Here is a 16,456-nt window from a genome sequence, read left to right on the forward strand (position 1 = left end):
AATAATATGTCATATGTTATTTACAGTAAAAAAAATTAGGATTAAAAGGCAAACAGGTAAAGACATTAGGCAAAAAAACAGCTATTATAAGTTTGTAAGCTTTATGTTTTTAAAAAATTTACCTAGATAACTAGATTTTATCTTTTAAGTATGTTGCTGTAACCGAATTTTTATTCTGTACAATCTCCTCTGGTGTCCCACATGCGACTAAATGTCCTCCATTTTTTCCACCTTCAGGACCCAAATCAATAATATAATCTGCACACTTTATAAGATCTAAATTATGCTCTACAACAATAATAGAGTGACCGTTGTCTATTAATGCATTAAATGATTTTAGTAGTTTTTGAATATCATGAAAATGCAAACCTGTAGTAGGCTCATCAAAAATAAATAAGGTTTGATTTTTTTGACTTCCTTTACCTAAAAAAGTGGCTAGTTTTATACGTTGTGCTTCTCCACCAGATAGGGTAGAAGAGCTTTGTCCCAGAGTTACATAACCCAATCCTACATCTTGTAAAGGTTGTAATTTGCGTTCTATTTTACTTTGATTATTTGTTTTGAAAAACGAAATAGCATCATCAATGGTAAGGTTTAAAATATCGTCTATATTCTTATCTGCAAATGTAACTTCTAATACTTCTTTTTTAAATCGTTTCCCTTTACACGTGTCGCACTCCAAGTGCACATCTGCCATAAATTGCATTTCTATGGTCACTTCACCTTCACCTTTACAAGTTTCACAACGTCCACCATCTACATTAAAACTAAAGTGTTTGGCTTGGTAGTTTCTTATATCACTTAACTTCTGTTTTGCATACAGCGCTCTAATGTCATCATAAGCCTTTACATAAGTTACAGGATTAGAGCGGGACGAGCGTCCAATAGGATTCTGGTCCACAAATTCAATATGTTCAATAGTAGAGTAATTACCTTTAAGCGCTGTAAATTGCCCGGGTTTATCTCCAAAACCTGTAAGTTCCTTTTGTAAAGCCGGATAAAGAATTTTTTTAACTAAGGTACTTTTTCCACTTCCTGAAACACCAGTTACCACAGTAAGCATATTTAATGGAAATGTAACATCTATATTTTTTAAATTATGTTCTCGTGCTCCAGTTACTTCTATAGAGTATTTAGACGTACGTCGTTTTTTTGGAACCTTAATTTTTAAAGTTTCATTTAAATATTGAGCAGTTAAAGAGTCTGATTTTAAAATATCCTTAAACGTTCCTGTAGCTACTACGTGTCCGCCAAGCGTTCCAGCTTCGGGACCAATATCTATAATCTCATCGGCTTGTTTCATGATATCCTCATCATGTTCAACCACAATTACCGTATTACCTAAATCTCTTAAGGCTTTTAAAACGTCTATAAGTTGTTCACTATCTTTTGGATGTAAGCCTATACTGGGTTCATCTAAAATATACATAGATCCAACCAAACTACTACCAAGTGATGTGGCAAGATTAATTCGCTGACTTTCGCCGCCAGAAAGCGTATTAGATTTTCGGTTTAAAGTTAAATAGGTTAAACCAACATTAGTTAAAAACTGTAAACGGTTTTTTATTTCAACCAGTAAACGTTCTGCAATCTTAGTATCATTTTCATTTAAAGTAATTGTATTAAAAAACGATTTTAATTCGTTAATAGGCATTTCTACCAAACTCGTAAGTGTGGCGTCAGCTACTTTAATATAATTAGTTTCTGGTCGTAAACGCTTACCATTACAAACTTTACATTTGGTTTTACCTCTGTAACGCGATAGCATTACACGGTTTTGAATTTTGTAAGCCTTAGCTTCAAGCTCTGCAAAAAAGCTATTCAAACCTTCAAAATGCTTATTCCCAGTCCAGATTAAATCTTTCTGTGCGTCGCTTAATTCAAAATAAGGTTTGTGTATAGGAAAATCGAAGTGATGTGAATTATTAACCAATTGGTCTCTATAATAACTCATACTTTCACCACGCCAAGGAAATATAGCATTCTCATAAACCGATAGTGCCGTATTTGGAATGACCAAATCTTCGTCTATGCCAATCACATCACCATAACCTTCACATTTAGGGCACGCTCCATAAGGATTATTAAAACTAAATAAGTGAACGTTAGGCTCTAAGAAAGTCATTCCATCCAGCTCAAACTTATTGCTAAAATGCGTTGTGGTTTCTGTATTTAGATTTTTAATGTAGCAATTTCCTTTACCTTCAAAAAAAGCGGTTTGAATAGCATCGGCTAAACGATTATAAAAATCTTCATCGTCTTTAGTGATAATTCTATCTACCACGACAAATAAATTTTCTGTGGTAGTAATATGATCTGTTTTGTCTATTCGTATGACTTCATCTTCAAATAAAACTCTGGCATAACCTTGTTGGTTAAGCGCATTTAATTTATCGGAAAGTTCACGTCCATCTTCTAAGTAAACAGGAGCTATAAGAAGAAGCTTTTCTCCTTCAGGTAATTTCTTTACGGCATTTAAAACATCTGTAACCGTATCTTTCTTTACTTCATTTCCAGAAATAGGAGAGTAGGTTTTGCCAATTCTTGCAAATAGCAACTTTAAATAATCATAAATTTCTGTAGTTGTACCTACGGTAGAACGCGGATTTGTAGAGTTCACTTTTTGCTCAATTGCAATTGCAGGCGCGATACCTTTAATATAATCTACTTTAGGTTTGTTTAGACGACCTAAAAATTGTCTTGCATAACTACTTAAGCTTTCTACGTAACGTCGTTGACCTTCCGCATACAAGGTATCAAAAGCTAAACTAGATTTTCCGGAACCCGACAGACCTGTAATGACCACTAATTTGTTTCTAGGGATTACAACATCTATATTTTTAAGATTGTGCAGTTTTGCACCTTTAATTATGATATTTTGTTTAGGGTTGACTTCGGAAAGTGGTAAGGTCTTCTTCATAGTTTAGCTCTATGAAACAAAGATAACATAACCTTACGGGCTAATAAAAAAAGTTATTGCACAATAAATTGTTAAAGTTTTAATTTTCTTTGGAACAATATTTGCTTATATAAATTAAATTCATTTATATTTGAAACCATTCTAAATAATAATTGCCTATAGCTTAGAGTATTACTTTTTAAAATTAATAACCCGAATCTAATTTTAGATGACTAAAAAGTAACACCTATGCAAAATTCTCAAACTTCCGACGCACTATTGGTTAGTAATTATATAAAAGGCGATGAGTACGCGCTGGAATTACTAATTAAAAAACACAAACAATCTATTTACGGATTTATTTTCTCTAAAGTGAGAGATCGAGACGTTACTGAAGATATTTTTCAAGATGCTTTTATTAAAGTGATTAAGACTTTAAAAAAAGGAAAGTATAATGAAGAAGGTAAGTTTTTACCTTGGGTAATGCGTATTTCACATAATCTTGTTATTGATTACTTTAGAAAAAATAACCGAATGCCAAAGTTTGATAACTCTGGAGACTTCAATATTTTTTCAGTAATAAGCGATGGTGCTCTTAATGCGGAAAAAGTGATTATTAAAGAGCAAGTACAAAAAGATGTAAGGCGTTTAATTGAAGAGTTGCCAGAAGACCAGAAAGAAGTTTTAATGATGCGTATGTATCAAGACATGAGTTTTAAGGAAATTTCTGAGCGTACTGGTGTGAGTATTAATACTGCTTTAGGTAGAATGCGTTATGCTTTAATTAATATGAGAAAGGTGATAGAAAAGCATAATATTATTTTAACCAATTAATATACTAAAGTAAAATAGTTGCCGTTATTTATTAAAACCAATAAAAATATAACATGGCAAAACTTTACTCTAAAAATCCTAAATCTGAAAAATTGAACCCAAAAGATGAAACCATTAGTTTTATTTTGAATTACTCTAAAGCATTAAAAGTTACAACTTACAAGAATATAACTTTTGAAGCTATTTTAAACTAAATTTAAAAACGTCCTGAAAATTCAGGACGTTTTTTTTCTACTTAGTTTACAAAAACTAAGTTCAATATTTAATTTTTTATATTCTTTCCAATTACTATAAAACTAAAAAATCCGTTAAAAAGTTAATTTTTATCGGTGAAATGCATAAATCTTTCTTAAATTTTTATGTTTTAGTTTGTAGCGCATATTTAATATGATACTTTTCGACTCTCAGAAATCAATTTTTAACCACAAAAAATTTAATTATGAAAAAAGTATCAGCAGTATTACTAACAGCTATTCTATTTACAGGCTGTGTTTCTAAAAAGAAATACGTTGCTTTAGAAACAGACAGAAATCAACTTAAGTCAGAATTACAGAAAACCACTGTAGAGCGTGATGAATTAGAAGCTAAATTTGAAGCAATTGAAGCTAGAATAGACACTTACAATGCAAAAATTAATGCCTTAAGAGAAGAGAGCAATTCTAAATTAACAACTTCGGATGGTGCTGTAATTTCAAAAGGCGCCAGAGAACAAATGCGTAAAACCATTTCTAAAATGGATCCCGCTGCAGTAAGTGGCGCAAAAACCTTAAAGGATTCTATGAATTTGGCTGTAGCTTACAACTTAAAACAAACTATGGCAGGAAGCACATTAAATGACGATGCTAATGGTGAAGTAGATATTAATATAAATGAAACGGTTGTAATGATTACTATTGCAGATAATTTATTATTTAGAACTGCTAGTTATAAAATGAGTAACAAAGCAGATGGAGTATTGCAAAAGATAGCCGATTTATTAAAATCTGAACCAAGTTTAGATGTTATGGTAGAAGGACATACCGATTCTAGAACTATACGTACGGCTTTTATTAAAGATAACTGGGATTTAAGTGTGTTACGTGCCACTTCTATAGTACGACGTTTACAAGATAAATTTGGAGTAGAGTCGGAGCGATTAATTGCTTCAGGTAGAAGTAGTTTCCAACCTCTAGTAGATAATGACACTAATGAAAACAGAGCAAAAAACAGACGTACACGTATTGTTATTATGCCAAATATTGATAAATTCTTCGCTTTAATGGAAGAGAAAAAATAATAAGTATTCAATTATAGAATAAAAAAACGTCTTGAAATTTTCAGGACGTTTTTTTTTTTTTTCGTTTAACGTCTTGCGGCTTGCAACAGCTGCGACGATTTATTACTAATGATTCCAAGTAAAAAACTTGGCTTTGAATTTTCGGAAAAAATTCGGAGAGAAACCCAAGCCTAGTAGTTGTTGCAAACTGCTGTTATAAAACGTTTATTTTTCACTCAATTTATAATTTGGCACTGTAATATTTTTTATAAAAATTAAACCATCATACATTTCTGAAATTTTTTTTGTAAACAAATTATTTTGTTTTGGATTGTAACCAGATGCTCCTAATAATAATTGTTTGTTTTTTCTTTTAAAGAAATTGGTGGTATCATTATTTGATGCATTTGAAATATCAATAAAGAAAATATCTTCTTTTACCTCATTAAGTGTTTCTGCGTAAGTATCAGGAAATGGTTCATTTATCTGATAAGTTTTCCATGTAGCTGGTTTATTTTTTTTGAAAATATAACCACCAAGTGTACCTTTGCCAAAATCAAATCCTACGCTGTAATAATCATCTTTATAAAATTCTTTTAGATGCCAGCCTAAATTATTAATGTTTCGATTTGAATAATTCGCAAATCCTTTATTATTTATATGTTCGTTGTGAGCCCAAATAAATGCTTTCCCATTTTTTGATTTATTTTCAGTTATCCATTTAATGTTTTCAAACATCTTCAAATCTCTGTCTTGACTATAATAGTTTTGTACATAATAAGTGTATTTTTTTAAATAATTTAAGGCTCTAATTGCCGTATTGAACTTAATATTGGCTTCATTTTTAACACCTTTTTGAAAATCTACTAAAATGTTTTCAATTTCATTTAGCTTTGGAGTTTGAATATTAGCCCAATCGTTTGATTTACCATATTCAACTTTTTTATTCACACACATATCTGTTACTAAAAGAAGTTCTTCACTTATAGGAATATTATAATTTTTAACTAAATCTCGAATCTCTTGATTAATACCTTTTACGTTCTGAATGTCCATACCATAAAACTGAATTTGCTCGTCTTTTGTTTTATTGAGGTTGTAACTTCTCATCCATTCCAAAAGGTTTACAATTTCTTTGCAATACCAAGGAACAATACCAAAATTATTGGCAATAGTTTCCACATTACCTTTACCACCGCTAATCCACTCATTTATTCCAGCTTCTGAAGGATAAGAATCTTCAATTATAAAAACTTTGATATTTTGAGTTTCGACCAAATATTTGAAGAATTTAGCCTTTATATCGAAAAACTCTTTTCCGTGATGAGTAGCTTCTCCAAATCCAAATATTTTTGCATTTTCGAATTTTTTTGGAATATTGTCATTAAAAATTGAAAGATTTGTATTTGGATTGGCATCTTCAATTTTGATTGAATTTTCATTAATCCATTTTATGGTTTCATTTTTTTGAGCATTTATATGAAAAGATAGAAAAAGTGAAATTCCTAATAAAAATATCTTCATTTACAGTTTTTTTTAAATCGCTTACAACGACTTGATATGAGATCGTTTTAATTTTTTATATCTAATGTTAACCGAAGTTAATTGAAAAAATTGACAAAGTCAAATGATTAATTTCGCTTTGCAACCAGCTTTTCATAAGCTTTTAAAACCGATGTTCGACCAATAGTTTTGGTAATAATATCTTTATCTAAATCCCAACCTCTGGCAGGCGAATATTCACGACCATACCAAATAATTTGTAAGTGTAAATCGTTCCAAGTGTGTTTTGGGAATAAGCGTTTGGCATCTTTTTCGGTTTGAGCCACACTTTTGCCATTAGTTAAATTCCAGCGGTACATAAGTCTATGAATATGCGTATCTACAGGAAATGCAGGAACTCCAAAAGCTTGGCTCATGACTACACTTGCCGTTTTGTGTCCAACCGCAGGTAAAGCTTCTAAAGCTTCAAAACTTTGTGGTACTTCGCCATCATGTTCTTCAATTAAAATTTTAGATAATCCGTAAATGCCTTTACTTTTCATTGGGCTTAAACCACATGGTCTTATAATGGCTTTAATTTCTTCAATAGACAGTTTAACCATATCATGTGGGTTATCTGCTTTAGCAAAAAGTAAAGGTGTAACCTGGTTGACACGAACATCTGTGCATTGTGCAGATAGTAATACAGCAATGAGCAGTGTGTACGGATCTTTATGATCTAAAGGAATAGGGATTTCTGGATATAAGTCATTTAACGTATTTATAACGAAATCTACCTTTTCTTGTTTAGTCATAAGTTGTATTTTTGAGAATATTCAAATTTACAACTATGAACACATTAAAACAAGGCGATAAAGTACCAGATTTTACAGTTAATGACCAGTCGGGAAATCCGGTTTCATTAAAAGATTATAAAGGCAAAAAACTAATTGTTTTTTTCTATCCAAAAGCTAGTACGCCAGGTTGTACAGCAGAAGCTTGTAACTTAACAGATAATTATAAAACACTACAAGATAAAGGCTATGAAATTTTAGGGGTTAGTGCCGATTCTGAAAAAAGGCAAACCAATTTTAAAGAAAAGTATAAATTCCCATTTCCATTACTGGCAGATGAAGAAAAAGAAGTTATAAATGCTTTTGGTGTTTGGGGTTTAAAAAAATTTATGGGCAAGGAATATGACGGCATACACCGTAAAACTTTTTTAATTGATGAAAATGGCGTAGTTGCCCATGTTATTGATAAAGTTAAGACTAAAGACCATGCGGCTCAGATTTTAGAGCTAGATGAAAACCATGAAGCTTAAAAGACCCACATTTATAACTGAAATAAAAAATGTAAGATTAAATATAGCCTTATCGGCTATATTTTTTTTTATAAGATCTATAACCATCCAAATAGGAGTAATGGCTATACCAACAAGAATTGGTATGGTAAGTAGTTCTCCAATAATTTGAAACCATTGCGCATCAAACTGGTTGATATATGCAAATAATAGGCTTATTATACCAACGAAACAAATAAAAACGAGACCTAAACGAATATATTCTAACTGTAATTTTTTCATAAAATTCTATAAATCAAAATATTGCATTTTAATATCGCAACGTTTGTAGTTACAGTGTTCTTCTACTGGGATTTCTTTAAAACCATTTTTTTTATAAATATAAATGGCATTTTCTAATTTGGTACTAGAATACAACACTAAACTTTTAAACTGTTCTTGTTTTGCAAAATTAATACAATGGGATAACAATTGTTGTCCAATTTTAAGATTTCTATACTCGGGTTTTACAGCCATTTTGGTTAACTCGAATCCGCTGGAATCTTTAAGAGGCATTAAAGCATAAGTACCAATAATAGTAGAGTCTTTTTCTGCAAAAAAAATAAAACCACCTTTATCTAAAATATAGGTTTTAGGATTGCTTAAAACCTCTTCATCATAAGGTTCTACATAAAAATAAGCTTTTAACCATTCTACATTAAGATCATAAAATTCTGTTGCATAAGTTGCAGAATATGGTATGATACTAATCATTTTGGGCTTTTATAAAATCGGTTATAAAAAAACTCAATAATTTTCCTACTTGTGTTTCGTCTTTTTTAGAGCAAGAAGCTTCACAAAGATGAAAATAACTTACCTGTTTTTGTTTTGCGAAATAAGAAATAAATTGTCGTGTCTTTTCTACACTAAATCCGCTTGGAGTTTTTGCACTACTATTAATATTTTCAATTGCATCGCAATCAATTTCTAAACCAAAAGGTGTATTGCATATAAATTGTTTAGCACGTTTTAATTCTTTTTTAAATTTTAGACGTCGTCTTACTCTAAGATCTTCAAATGTATTAAATGCTATTGTTGGTTGAGCTTCAATGCTATCAAAAATAGCTTTCGATGTATAATTTTCATGCAACCCAAAAATAAAATAGTTTTTTAAAAAGCCTTCATCCATAGCATAACTAAAGCCATTCCCACTATGTCTGCCTTCTAATGGTCTAAAATCTGTATGAGCATCAAAATTAACAGCATTAATAGGATTTTTTAAAGCTAAAGAGCTGCCTTTTATACATCCATAAGCGTTGTTATGACCTCCGCCAACAACAATAGGTATTTTACCTGCTTTAACAATATCGTGCACCAGCTTGGAGATATCTGTATCTATCATGCTAACCATTTGTCTGGCTTTTTTTAAATCTTTTTTAGTGCTTAAATCTAGTTTTTTTAATTCCTTTTGAAAATCAGGATATTCAAATGATCCTAATAAAAGTACAGTTTTTGGGTCTATAAAGTGATTGGATTGCGTATTTAACAAAACTTTAATACAGGCATTAAAAGCGTTGTAAGCCTTGCTATAGCCTAAGTTTGCGTTTATACCTATTGACTCGTTAATACCTATTAACACATACTTAACATCACTTTTTGAAATCTGAGCGTTAATGTTAGTAATATTGGAGAGTAAATGTATATGTTCACCAAATTTAGTTTCATACAATCGAGGTTTTAAAATCGATTTGAGATGAGTTTCGGTAAATAAAATAAAGTTTTTCATTTAAGCTTTTTATAGACCTATAAATTTACAATATATAAACAATAGAAATCAAATTTAATCTTAACCAAAATTTAGAAATTATGTCAGAAAACGCAAGCAGAGGTTTAAAAGTAGCACTTGGTATTGCAGTAGCTCTAATTATTGCAGTAGGTGCTTACGCATTTACTTTACATAAGGATAGTAAAGAAATGGAAATGAGTTTGACCGAACAAAGAGAACAACTTATAAATGATTTAAATGGTTCTAAGCAGGATTTAGAGGTCGCTATTAACGAAAAAGGTGCTTTAACTGGAGAGTTACAAGCCGAAAAAGTTAAAGTTGAAGGTTTAATAGCTGAATTGGAAAAAGCAGAATTAACGGTAAAAAATCTTAATGGATACGTTAATAAATATAACTCGCTTAAAAGACAAATGAATGAGTTAATGAAAGAGAACGACAAGTTAAAAGTAGAGAATAAATATCTGGCAACGTCTTTAGATAGTACCAATATGGAGTTAAAAAACAATAAAATGTTTAGTGATTCTTTATCTATGCAAAATACTGCTTTAGCTAATGTGGTTGAAAGTGCAGCCGTTTTAAATACAGCAAAGCTTAAAGCTGAAGGTGTTATTGTAAGAAGTTCGGGTAAAATTATTGAAACAGATAATGCAAGTAGAGTAGATAAGTTGAAGGTTTGTTTTACGGTTACAAAAAATTCACTAGTAGCTCCTGGAGACAAAGCCTTTTTTGTACAAATTTTAGACCCTAAAAATAATGTTTTAGGTGCTAATGAAGCTGTGATTTTTGAAGACCAAACGGTTTATTACAGCACCATTAGTACATTTAATTATGAAGCTAAAGATTTAGACGTTTGTGAATACATAGCAAAATCTAATAGCAAGCAAGACTTTGCAGAAGGCACTTACAAAGTAAATGTATTTGATAGAAATAGAATTGTTTCTTCTACTTCATTTACTTTAGATTAAACCCTAATAATTTAAAGAAAAAAGAGCGCCAATTGGCGCTCTTTCTTTTTAATAGGAGTGAAAAAAACCAACACGATGATTGTGTTTTTTTAAAGCTTCTTTAGCTTTTTCGTGTTGAGATTCAAAGGTTTCAATATTTGTTCCTTTACAAATACCGTATGAATAATGATATCTTAAAAGTTCTAAATCTAATTTTGTTAATTTAACATCGCCGTTTTGGCAACCAGAAAAGTAATTATTACAGCCAAGGCTATAATCTAATTCAAAATGACCTAAAGATTTTAAAAAATAATCTTTCATTGTGTTTAATAAAAGAGAAGTATTAAAATTGTCCTCTTTTATAATTCGTATAGTTGTTTTATATATTTGACTATTTCCATTCCAATACATATAATAGTCTGTAGATTTATAATTACTTATTCTACTTTCATATTCGAAGTCTCCAGTTAGATAAATAATAAAATTTGACTCTTCAACAGTTTTTACTTGTTTAATATTTAAGGAATCTATGTTTTTAGAAATTTCTTTTGAAAAATTAAAAAAATCTTTCTTGATTTTTTTGTCAATTGAATTTGAAATGAAAATTTTTAAATCATTTTTCCAATATCTCATAGGTTCAGATTTCTTTGTAGAATCTTTACTTGCTCTAAAAGCAATCTCTTTATATAATTTTAAAAATGAATCATCTTTATATTCGTATGGAACACTCTTTCCTTTTGGTCTTATATAGTTTTTATCCCAAACTAAAGTATCACCTTCTCGAATTAAGAAATGTATGCTATCTTGTTTTGTAAGTGGTTGATTATACTTTTTTTTATATTGCTTTAAAGAAATATATGTTCTTGTATTTTTAACCGTTTCATGTTGACCTAAGACTAAATTTGAAAGGGTTAAAAGCATTATTGAACACAAAATAGATTTCATAGACAGTTATTTTATAGAATGATATTTTTTTTCTAATATTTCAAATTGATTCAGATATACTGGAGTTTTAAAAATATAATGATAATGTATTTTAAGCATAGCTAAATCGTAATCAGACACTTCTTCTACATATTCTGTATTTTTATTTAAAATTGAATAATTTTCAGCTAGAGAACTAGAATAAAATCGATTTAAACTAAGATAAAAACCTTTTTTTAGTTTACTTAAAAACAATGGGTTTTCTAACTCTTTAGAGCTTATTTTAAATATGCAACTGTAAATTTGATTGTTAGATTTGACATTTAAATTATAGGTCATCAAACTAAAAGTTAAGGTTTTCTTTTCTTCTAAAGAAAAATCCTTCAAATCTTCATGAGTAAATGCACTAATTTCTTTATCAAAAACTTTAAAATAGTAGTTAGCTTTATTTATGTCATCGACTACAGAAATATCTAAATTTTCAATGGAACTGAAAGGAATAATAAATCTTTTAAAATTAGAAACAATTGATTTATCAATTAAAGGGTCAAAATAAACCCTAATTGGGACAATCCATTGTTGTATTGATTTGTTATCGCTATATCCAAACGTATGAAAACTGTACTTTTTTAGCAGACGCTTATTATCGAAAAAGGTAAAGTTTTTTAAATTTTTATATAGAGTAGAATCAATATTTGAAACTACAGAATCAACAGCAATTTCATTATTTTTTCCTACATCTTTCTTGTTTTTATGAATTGAATAATTAACAGGTAGGATTATGTCTAATTCAATCTGCGCATTGGAATGACTAAAAAACAGATAAATAAAAATTAAAAAAAACCTCATAACTAAACCTGTAAAATACCCATATTAAATGGTTTCTCGATAGGAGCGTGGTTGGCAGCTTCTATTCCCATAGAAATCCATTTTCTAGTATCTAAAGGGTCAATTACGGCATCCGTCCAGATTCTTGACGCTGCATAATAAGGAGAAACTTGATTGTCGTAACGTGCTTTAATTTTATTAAATAATTCAGCTTCTTTTTCAGGAGTAATCACTTCACCTTTTTTCTTTAAAGATGCAGTTTCTATTTGTAATAATACTTTCGCAGCACTGTTTCCACTCATTACAGCTAATTCTGCACTTGGCCAAGCTACAATTAATCTTGGGTCGTATGCTTTACCGCACATGGCGTAATTTCCTGCACCATAGCTGTTTCCTAAGATAATAGTAAATTTTGGAACTACAGAATTAGATAAGGCATTTACCATTTTTGCACCATCTTTTATAATGCCAGAGTGTTCACTTTTACTACCAACCATAAAACCAGTAACATCCTGTAAGAAGACCAAAGGAATTTTTTTCTGGTTACAGTTAGCAATAAATCGAGTGGCTTTATCTGCGCTATCATTATATATTACACCACCAAATTGCATTTCACTTGGTTTGGTTTTTGCTGCTTTAGTTTTTACAAGTTTACGTTGGTTTGCAACAATACCAACAGCCCAGCCATCTATACGAGCATATGCTGTAATAATAGTTTGTCCGTAGCCTTCTTTATATTCATCAAATTCACTTTTATCAACCAATCGTTTAATAATATCTCGCATATCATACTGGTCTGCGCGAGACTTTGGTAAAATACCGTAAATTTCCTTTTCATCTTCTTTTGGTTCTTCTGATTCTGCACGGTTAAAACCTGCCTTATCAAAATCTCCAATTTTATCAATAATACGTTGTATCTTTTCTAAACAATCTTTGTCGTCTAAAGCCTTATGATCTATAACTCCAGAAACTTCACAATGTGTAGTTGCTCCGCCTAAAGTTTCATTATCAATCACTTCACCAATAGCAGCTTTAACTAAATAGCTTCCAGCAAGAAAAATACTTCCTGTTTTATCTACTATTAAAGCTTCATCACTCATAATAGGTAAATATGCGCCACCCGCAACACAACTACCCATAACAGCAGCAATTTGAGTAATTCCCATACTACTCATTACGGCATTATTTCTAAAGATGCGACCAAAATGTTCTTTATCTGGAAAAATTTCGTCTTGCATAGGCAAATAAACACCAGCAGAATCTACTAAGTAAATAATGGGTAATTTATTTTCTATTGCTATTTCTTGAGCACGTAAATTTTTCTTTCCTGTAATCGGAAACCATGCACCAGCTTTTACAGTAGCATCATTAGCAACCACAATACATTGTTTTCCTTTAACATAACCCATTTTTACAACCACACCACCAGAAGGACAACCACCATGTTCTTCATACATACCTTCTCCAGCAAATGCACCTATTTCTATACTAGGTTTTTTGTTATCTAATAAAAAGTCAATACGTTCTCTTGCAGTCATTTTTCCTTGAGCATGTAACTTATCAATGCGTTTTTGTCCACCACCAAGTTTAACATGTGCCAACCGTTTTTTTAAATCGGAAACTAAAAGCTTATTATGATCTTCGTTTTTATTGAAGTTTAAATCCATATTGTATAAAATTCTATTTCGCTACGAATTTAATGAAGAATTAGATAACTCGAAAACGTTATCGTATAATTTTCGAATAACTAATCGGTTTTAATTTCTACGGAATTAATTTCCATGGAATATAAAATTTATTTATATTTGAAAATAAATTTATAATCTATGAACTATATAAAAATAATTTACTTCATCACTAAGGCATTATTTACAGCTTTAATGTTATTTTCTGTTAGTATGTATCTTTCAGAAACAGAGATGATTGCAGGAGCTTTTGCTAATTTTGGATATCCGACATATTTAGTTTATCCCTTAGCAATAGCAAAAATTTTAGGACTTATTATATTATGGCAAAACAAGTTTAAAACTTTAAAAGAATGGGTTTATGCTGGTTTTGTATATAATGTCATTTTAGCATTTTTTGCACATACTATGATTCAAGATGGTGAATTTTTGTTTGCGCTAATTGCTACTATTTTAATTGTAACTAACTACATCACATATAAAAACCTAAAAAAATAAATATAATATGAAAAGAATAATTGCATTTGCAGGAAGTAATAGTAAAACCTCAATAAACAAAAAACTAGTGTCCTTTGCGGGAAGTTTAATAGAACAAGCTAAGGTAGAATTATTAGACTTAAACGATTTTGATGTACCTACTTATAGTGTAAACTTAGAGCAGGAGGCAGGCATACCTAGCAAAGCAGAACAACTTTTAGAAAAAATTAAAACTTCAGACGGACTTATTTTGTCTCTTGCAGAGCATAATGGTGCTTACAGTTCAGTGTTTAAAAGTTTATTTGATTGGATGAGTCGAGTTGATGTAAAACTTTTTAGCAAAAAACCAATGCTGTTAATGAGTACTTCACCAGGACCAAGAGGAGCACAATCTGTGTTTGAGATTGCAGAGAATCGCTTTCCAAATCACGACGCTTATATTGTTTCTAAATTTAGATTGCCATCTTTTAATGAAAATTTTAATGAAGATAAAGTTGTAAATCCAGAATTTTTAAAAGAATTAAAAACAGCTGTAGCGCAACTGGAAGCAGAAGTTTTAAAAACATCATAGTATGGGCGATTTTGCAAAAGACATCAATTCTAAATTTGAAAGTGAACAACAGAAAGCAATGTTAAACCTTATGTTTACGGCTAACTGGATGTCTGGCATTCAAAATGATTTTTTTAAAACTTTCGACTTGTCTCCGCAGCAATACAATATTCTTAGAATTTTACGTGGGGCAAAAGCGCCATTAAAAGTGCAAACTATAAAAAGTCGGATGATAGATCGTTCTCCAAACGTGACGCGTTTAACCGATAAATTAATAGATAAAGCTTTAATAGAGCGTTTAAATTGTGAAACAGACCGCCGAGTTGTTCATATTCAAATAACCAAGAAAGGTTTAGAATTGCTAAAAGAAATTCCTTCTGGTAGACATAAATTGTTTACAGAAAACCTTTCTAATGCTGAAGCAAAAAATTTAAACGAATTATTAGATAAAATAAGACCATAAATCATGAAAAAAATCATACATAAATCAGAAGAAAGAGGTGGCGCAGACCACGGTTGGTTAAATGCAAAACATTCGTTTAGTTTTGCACAGTATTTTGACCCTAATAAAATCCAGTTTGGAGCTTTACGCGTTTTAAATGATGATATTATTGCACCAAGTATGGGATTTGGAACCCATCCACATGATAATATGGAAATTATAACAATTCCTTTATCCGGAGTTTTAAAACACAGAGATTCTATGCATAATGAATGGCAGGAAGTTAAACCTGGTGAAGTTCAAATTATGAGTGCAGGCAAAGGTTTACAGCATTCTGAAATTAATGGATCTGCTACTGAAGAATTAAAACTGTTTCAAATTTGGATTATGCCAAATCAAAAAGAGGTAGAGCCACGTTACGGACAAGCTCATTTTAAAGCAGAAGATCGTGATAATAAACTTCAAACTTTAGTAACAGGTTTTTCAAATAATAATTCTGAAAGTCTTAAAATTCATCAGGACGCAATAGTATCTCGTATAGATTTAGATGAAAACAAGTCATTTATCTACAATTTAACTGATGAACGAAATGGGGTTTACACTTTGATAATTTCAGGAACTACAGAAATTGAAGATACTGTTTTAGAAAACAGAGATGCTATTGGAATAAGTGAAGCTTCTTCATTTAAAATAAATACTAAAACCAAAACAGAATTACTTTTTATAGAAGTCCCAATGTTTTAATTTTAAAATACCCTTTTTAAAACAAGTCTTAGTGATTGTAAAAAACAGCTTTTAAGCTGTTTTTTTATGCAAAAAAAACGATATTTGTTCTTACTAAAAATATAAAAGAACGAATATGGCAATGAATAAAAATACAGTATTGGGGTGGGCTACCACTATAATGATTATTATGGGTCTTATAATTATCGCATTAGCAATTTATCGTTACGACGATGTTGCTGGTTGGGGTTTTGGTGCTGTAGGTATTGGATTCTTTGCAATTGCATGGGTTTTTAACGCATTAAAAGGTCGCGTATAATTTAGTTTACTTCACATTTTTTTAAA

General features: G+C 30.5%; 19 protein-coding genes. 10 read left to right on the forward strand and 9 right to left on the reverse strand.

Annotation, left to right across the window (positions count from 1 at the left end; genetic code table 11):
- Positions 1–130: 130 nt before the first annotated feature.
- Entirely contained in the window at positions 131–2,920 is a 2,790-nt protein-coding gene (gene uvrA, locus C7H52_RS07085) for an excinuclease ABC subunit UvrA (RefSeq protein WP_106463200.1), read from the reverse strand.
- A gap of 228 nt (positions 2,921–3,148) precedes the next feature.
- Between uvrA and C7H52_RS07090 the strand changes: the two genes are divergently transcribed.
- From C7H52_RS07090 to C7H52_RS07095, 3 genes are all read left to right on the forward strand, one after another.
- Positions 3,149–3,733 (forward strand): RNA polymerase sigma factor, encoded by a 585-nt coding sequence (locus C7H52_RS07090; RefSeq protein WP_106463201.1) that lies wholly within the window; start codon positions 3,149–3,151, stop codon positions 3,731–3,733.
- A gap of 53 nt (positions 3,734–3,786) precedes the next feature.
- The gene (locus tag C7H52_RS13435) at positions 3,787–3,927 is read left to right on the forward strand and encodes a hypothetical protein (protein WP_181256220.1); all 141 of its coding nucleotides are present in this window, start codon (positions 3,787–3,789) and stop codon (positions 3,925–3,927) included.
- 245 nt (positions 3,928–4,172) lie between these two features.
- Entirely contained in the window at positions 4,173–5,009 is an 837-nt protein-coding gene (locus C7H52_RS07095) for an OmpA/MotB family protein (RefSeq protein WP_106463202.1), read from the forward strand.
- Positions 5,010–5,213: 204 nt separating this feature from the next.
- Here the strand turns inward: C7H52_RS07095 and C7H52_RS07100 are convergent, their stop codons facing one another.
- The gene (locus C7H52_RS07100; RefSeq protein WP_106463203.1) at positions 5,214–6,512 is read right to left on the reverse strand and encodes an erythromycin esterase family protein; all 1,299 of its coding nucleotides are present in this window, start codon (positions 6,510–6,512) and stop codon (positions 5,214–5,216) included.
- 107 nt (positions 6,513–6,619) lie between these two features.
- Positions 6,620–7,285 (reverse strand): endonuclease III domain-containing protein, encoded by a 666-nt coding sequence (locus C7H52_RS07105; RefSeq protein ID WP_106463204.1) that lies wholly within the window; start codon positions 7,283–7,285, stop codon positions 6,620–6,622.
- Positions 7,286–7,320: 35 nt separating this feature from the next.
- On the opposite strand from C7H52_RS07105, the gene bcp reads away from it, so the two are divergent.
- The gene (bcp, locus tag C7H52_RS07110; RefSeq protein WP_106463205.1) at positions 7,321–7,794 is read left to right on the forward strand and encodes a thioredoxin-dependent thiol peroxidase; all 474 of its coding nucleotides are present in this window, start codon (positions 7,321–7,323) and stop codon (positions 7,792–7,794) included.
- On the opposite strand, the gene C7H52_RS07115 is transcribed toward bcp, so the two are convergent.
- Genes C7H52_RS07115 through C7H52_RS07125 form a run of 3 tightly spaced genes read right to left on the reverse strand, consistent with a single transcriptional unit; the run spans position 7,771 to position 9,538 of the window.
- On the reverse strand, positions 7,771–8,055 hold the full coding sequence (locus C7H52_RS07115) for a hypothetical protein (RefSeq protein ID WP_106463206.1): 285 nt from the start codon (positions 8,053–8,055) through the stop codon (positions 7,771–7,773). The two genes, bcp and C7H52_RS07115, sit on opposite strands and share 24 nt — an antisense overlap.
- Before the next feature lie 6 nt (positions 8,056–8,061).
- A complete protein-coding gene (locus tag C7H52_RS07120) occupies positions 8,062–8,526 on the reverse strand; it encodes a GNAT family N-acetyltransferase (protein WP_106463207.1) in 465 nt (154 codons plus the stop codon).
- A complete protein-coding gene (locus C7H52_RS07125; protein WP_106463208.1) occupies positions 8,519–9,538 on the reverse strand; it encodes a formimidoylglutamase in 1,020 nt (339 codons plus the stop codon). Before C7H52_RS07125 ends, C7H52_RS07120 begins: the two co-directional genes overlap by 8 nt.
- A gap of 80 nt (positions 9,539–9,618) precedes the next feature.
- Between C7H52_RS07125 and C7H52_RS07130 the strand changes: the two genes are divergently transcribed.
- Positions 9,619–10,503, forward strand: a complete 885-nt coding sequence (locus C7H52_RS07130) for a chromosome partitioning protein ParA (RefSeq protein WP_106463209.1) — start codon at positions 9,619–9,621, stop codon at positions 10,501–10,503.
- Positions 10,504–10,551: 48 nt separating this feature from the next.
- Here C7H52_RS07130 and C7H52_RS07135 read toward each other — a convergent pair whose 3' ends face one another.
- Genes C7H52_RS07135 through C7H52_RS07145 form a run of 3 tightly spaced genes read right to left on the reverse strand, consistent with a single transcriptional unit; the run spans position 10,552 to position 13,901 of the window.
- A complete protein-coding gene (locus C7H52_RS07135; protein ID WP_146130021.1) occupies positions 10,552–11,427 on the reverse strand; it encodes a hypothetical protein in 876 nt (291 codons plus the stop codon).
- A 6-nt stretch (positions 11,428–11,433) separates the two neighbouring features.
- The gene (locus C7H52_RS07140; RefSeq protein ID WP_106463211.1) at positions 11,434–12,255 is read right to left on the reverse strand and encodes a hypothetical protein; all 822 of its coding nucleotides are present in this window, start codon (positions 12,253–12,255) and stop codon (positions 11,434–11,436) included.
- Between the two features lie 2 nt (positions 12,256–12,257).
- The gene (locus C7H52_RS07145) at positions 12,258–13,901 is read right to left on the reverse strand and encodes an acyl-CoA carboxylase subunit beta (protein ID WP_106463212.1); all 1,644 of its coding nucleotides are present in this window, start codon (positions 13,899–13,901) and stop codon (positions 12,258–12,260) included.
- A gap of 159 nt (positions 13,902–14,060) precedes the next feature.
- Between C7H52_RS07145 and C7H52_RS07150 the strand changes: the two genes are divergently transcribed.
- The 5 genes from C7H52_RS07150 to C7H52_RS07170 all read left to right on the forward strand — a co-directional run bounded on the left by C7H52_RS07150 (position 14,061) and on the right by C7H52_RS07170 (position 16,430).
- Positions 14,061–14,417, forward strand: a complete 357-nt coding sequence (locus C7H52_RS07150) for a DoxX family protein (RefSeq protein WP_106463213.1) — start codon at positions 14,061–14,063, stop codon at positions 14,415–14,417.
- 7 nt (positions 14,418–14,424) lie between these two features.
- Complete coding sequence (locus C7H52_RS07155; RefSeq protein ID WP_106463214.1) at positions 14,425–14,967, forward strand: NADPH-dependent FMN reductase; 543 nt, start codon at positions 14,425–14,427, stop codon at positions 14,965–14,967.
- Between the two features lies 1 nt (position 14,968).
- Complete coding sequence (locus C7H52_RS07160) at positions 14,969–15,409, forward strand: MarR family winged helix-turn-helix transcriptional regulator (protein ID WP_106463215.1); 441 nt, start codon at positions 14,969–14,971, stop codon at positions 15,407–15,409.
- 3 nt (positions 15,410–15,412) lie between these two features.
- Positions 15,413–16,132, forward strand: coding sequence for a pirin family protein (locus C7H52_RS07165; RefSeq protein WP_181256221.1), 720 nt, complete (start codon positions 15,413–15,415; stop codon positions 16,130–16,132).
- A 115-nt stretch (positions 16,133–16,247) separates the two neighbouring features.
- Positions 16,248–16,430 carry a CAL67264 family membrane protein gene (locus tag C7H52_RS07170; protein WP_106463217.1) on the forward strand — a complete coding sequence of 61 codons (183 nt, stop codon included), beginning with the start codon at positions 16,248–16,250 and terminating at the stop codon, positions 16,428–16,430.
- The last annotated feature ends 26 nt before the right edge of the window (positions 16,431–16,456 follow it).

This window comes from Aurantibacter aestuarii, assembly GCF_003008425.1.
GTDB lineage: Bacteria > Bacteroidota > Bacteroidia > Flavobacteriales > Flavobacteriaceae > Aurantibacter > Aurantibacter aestuarii.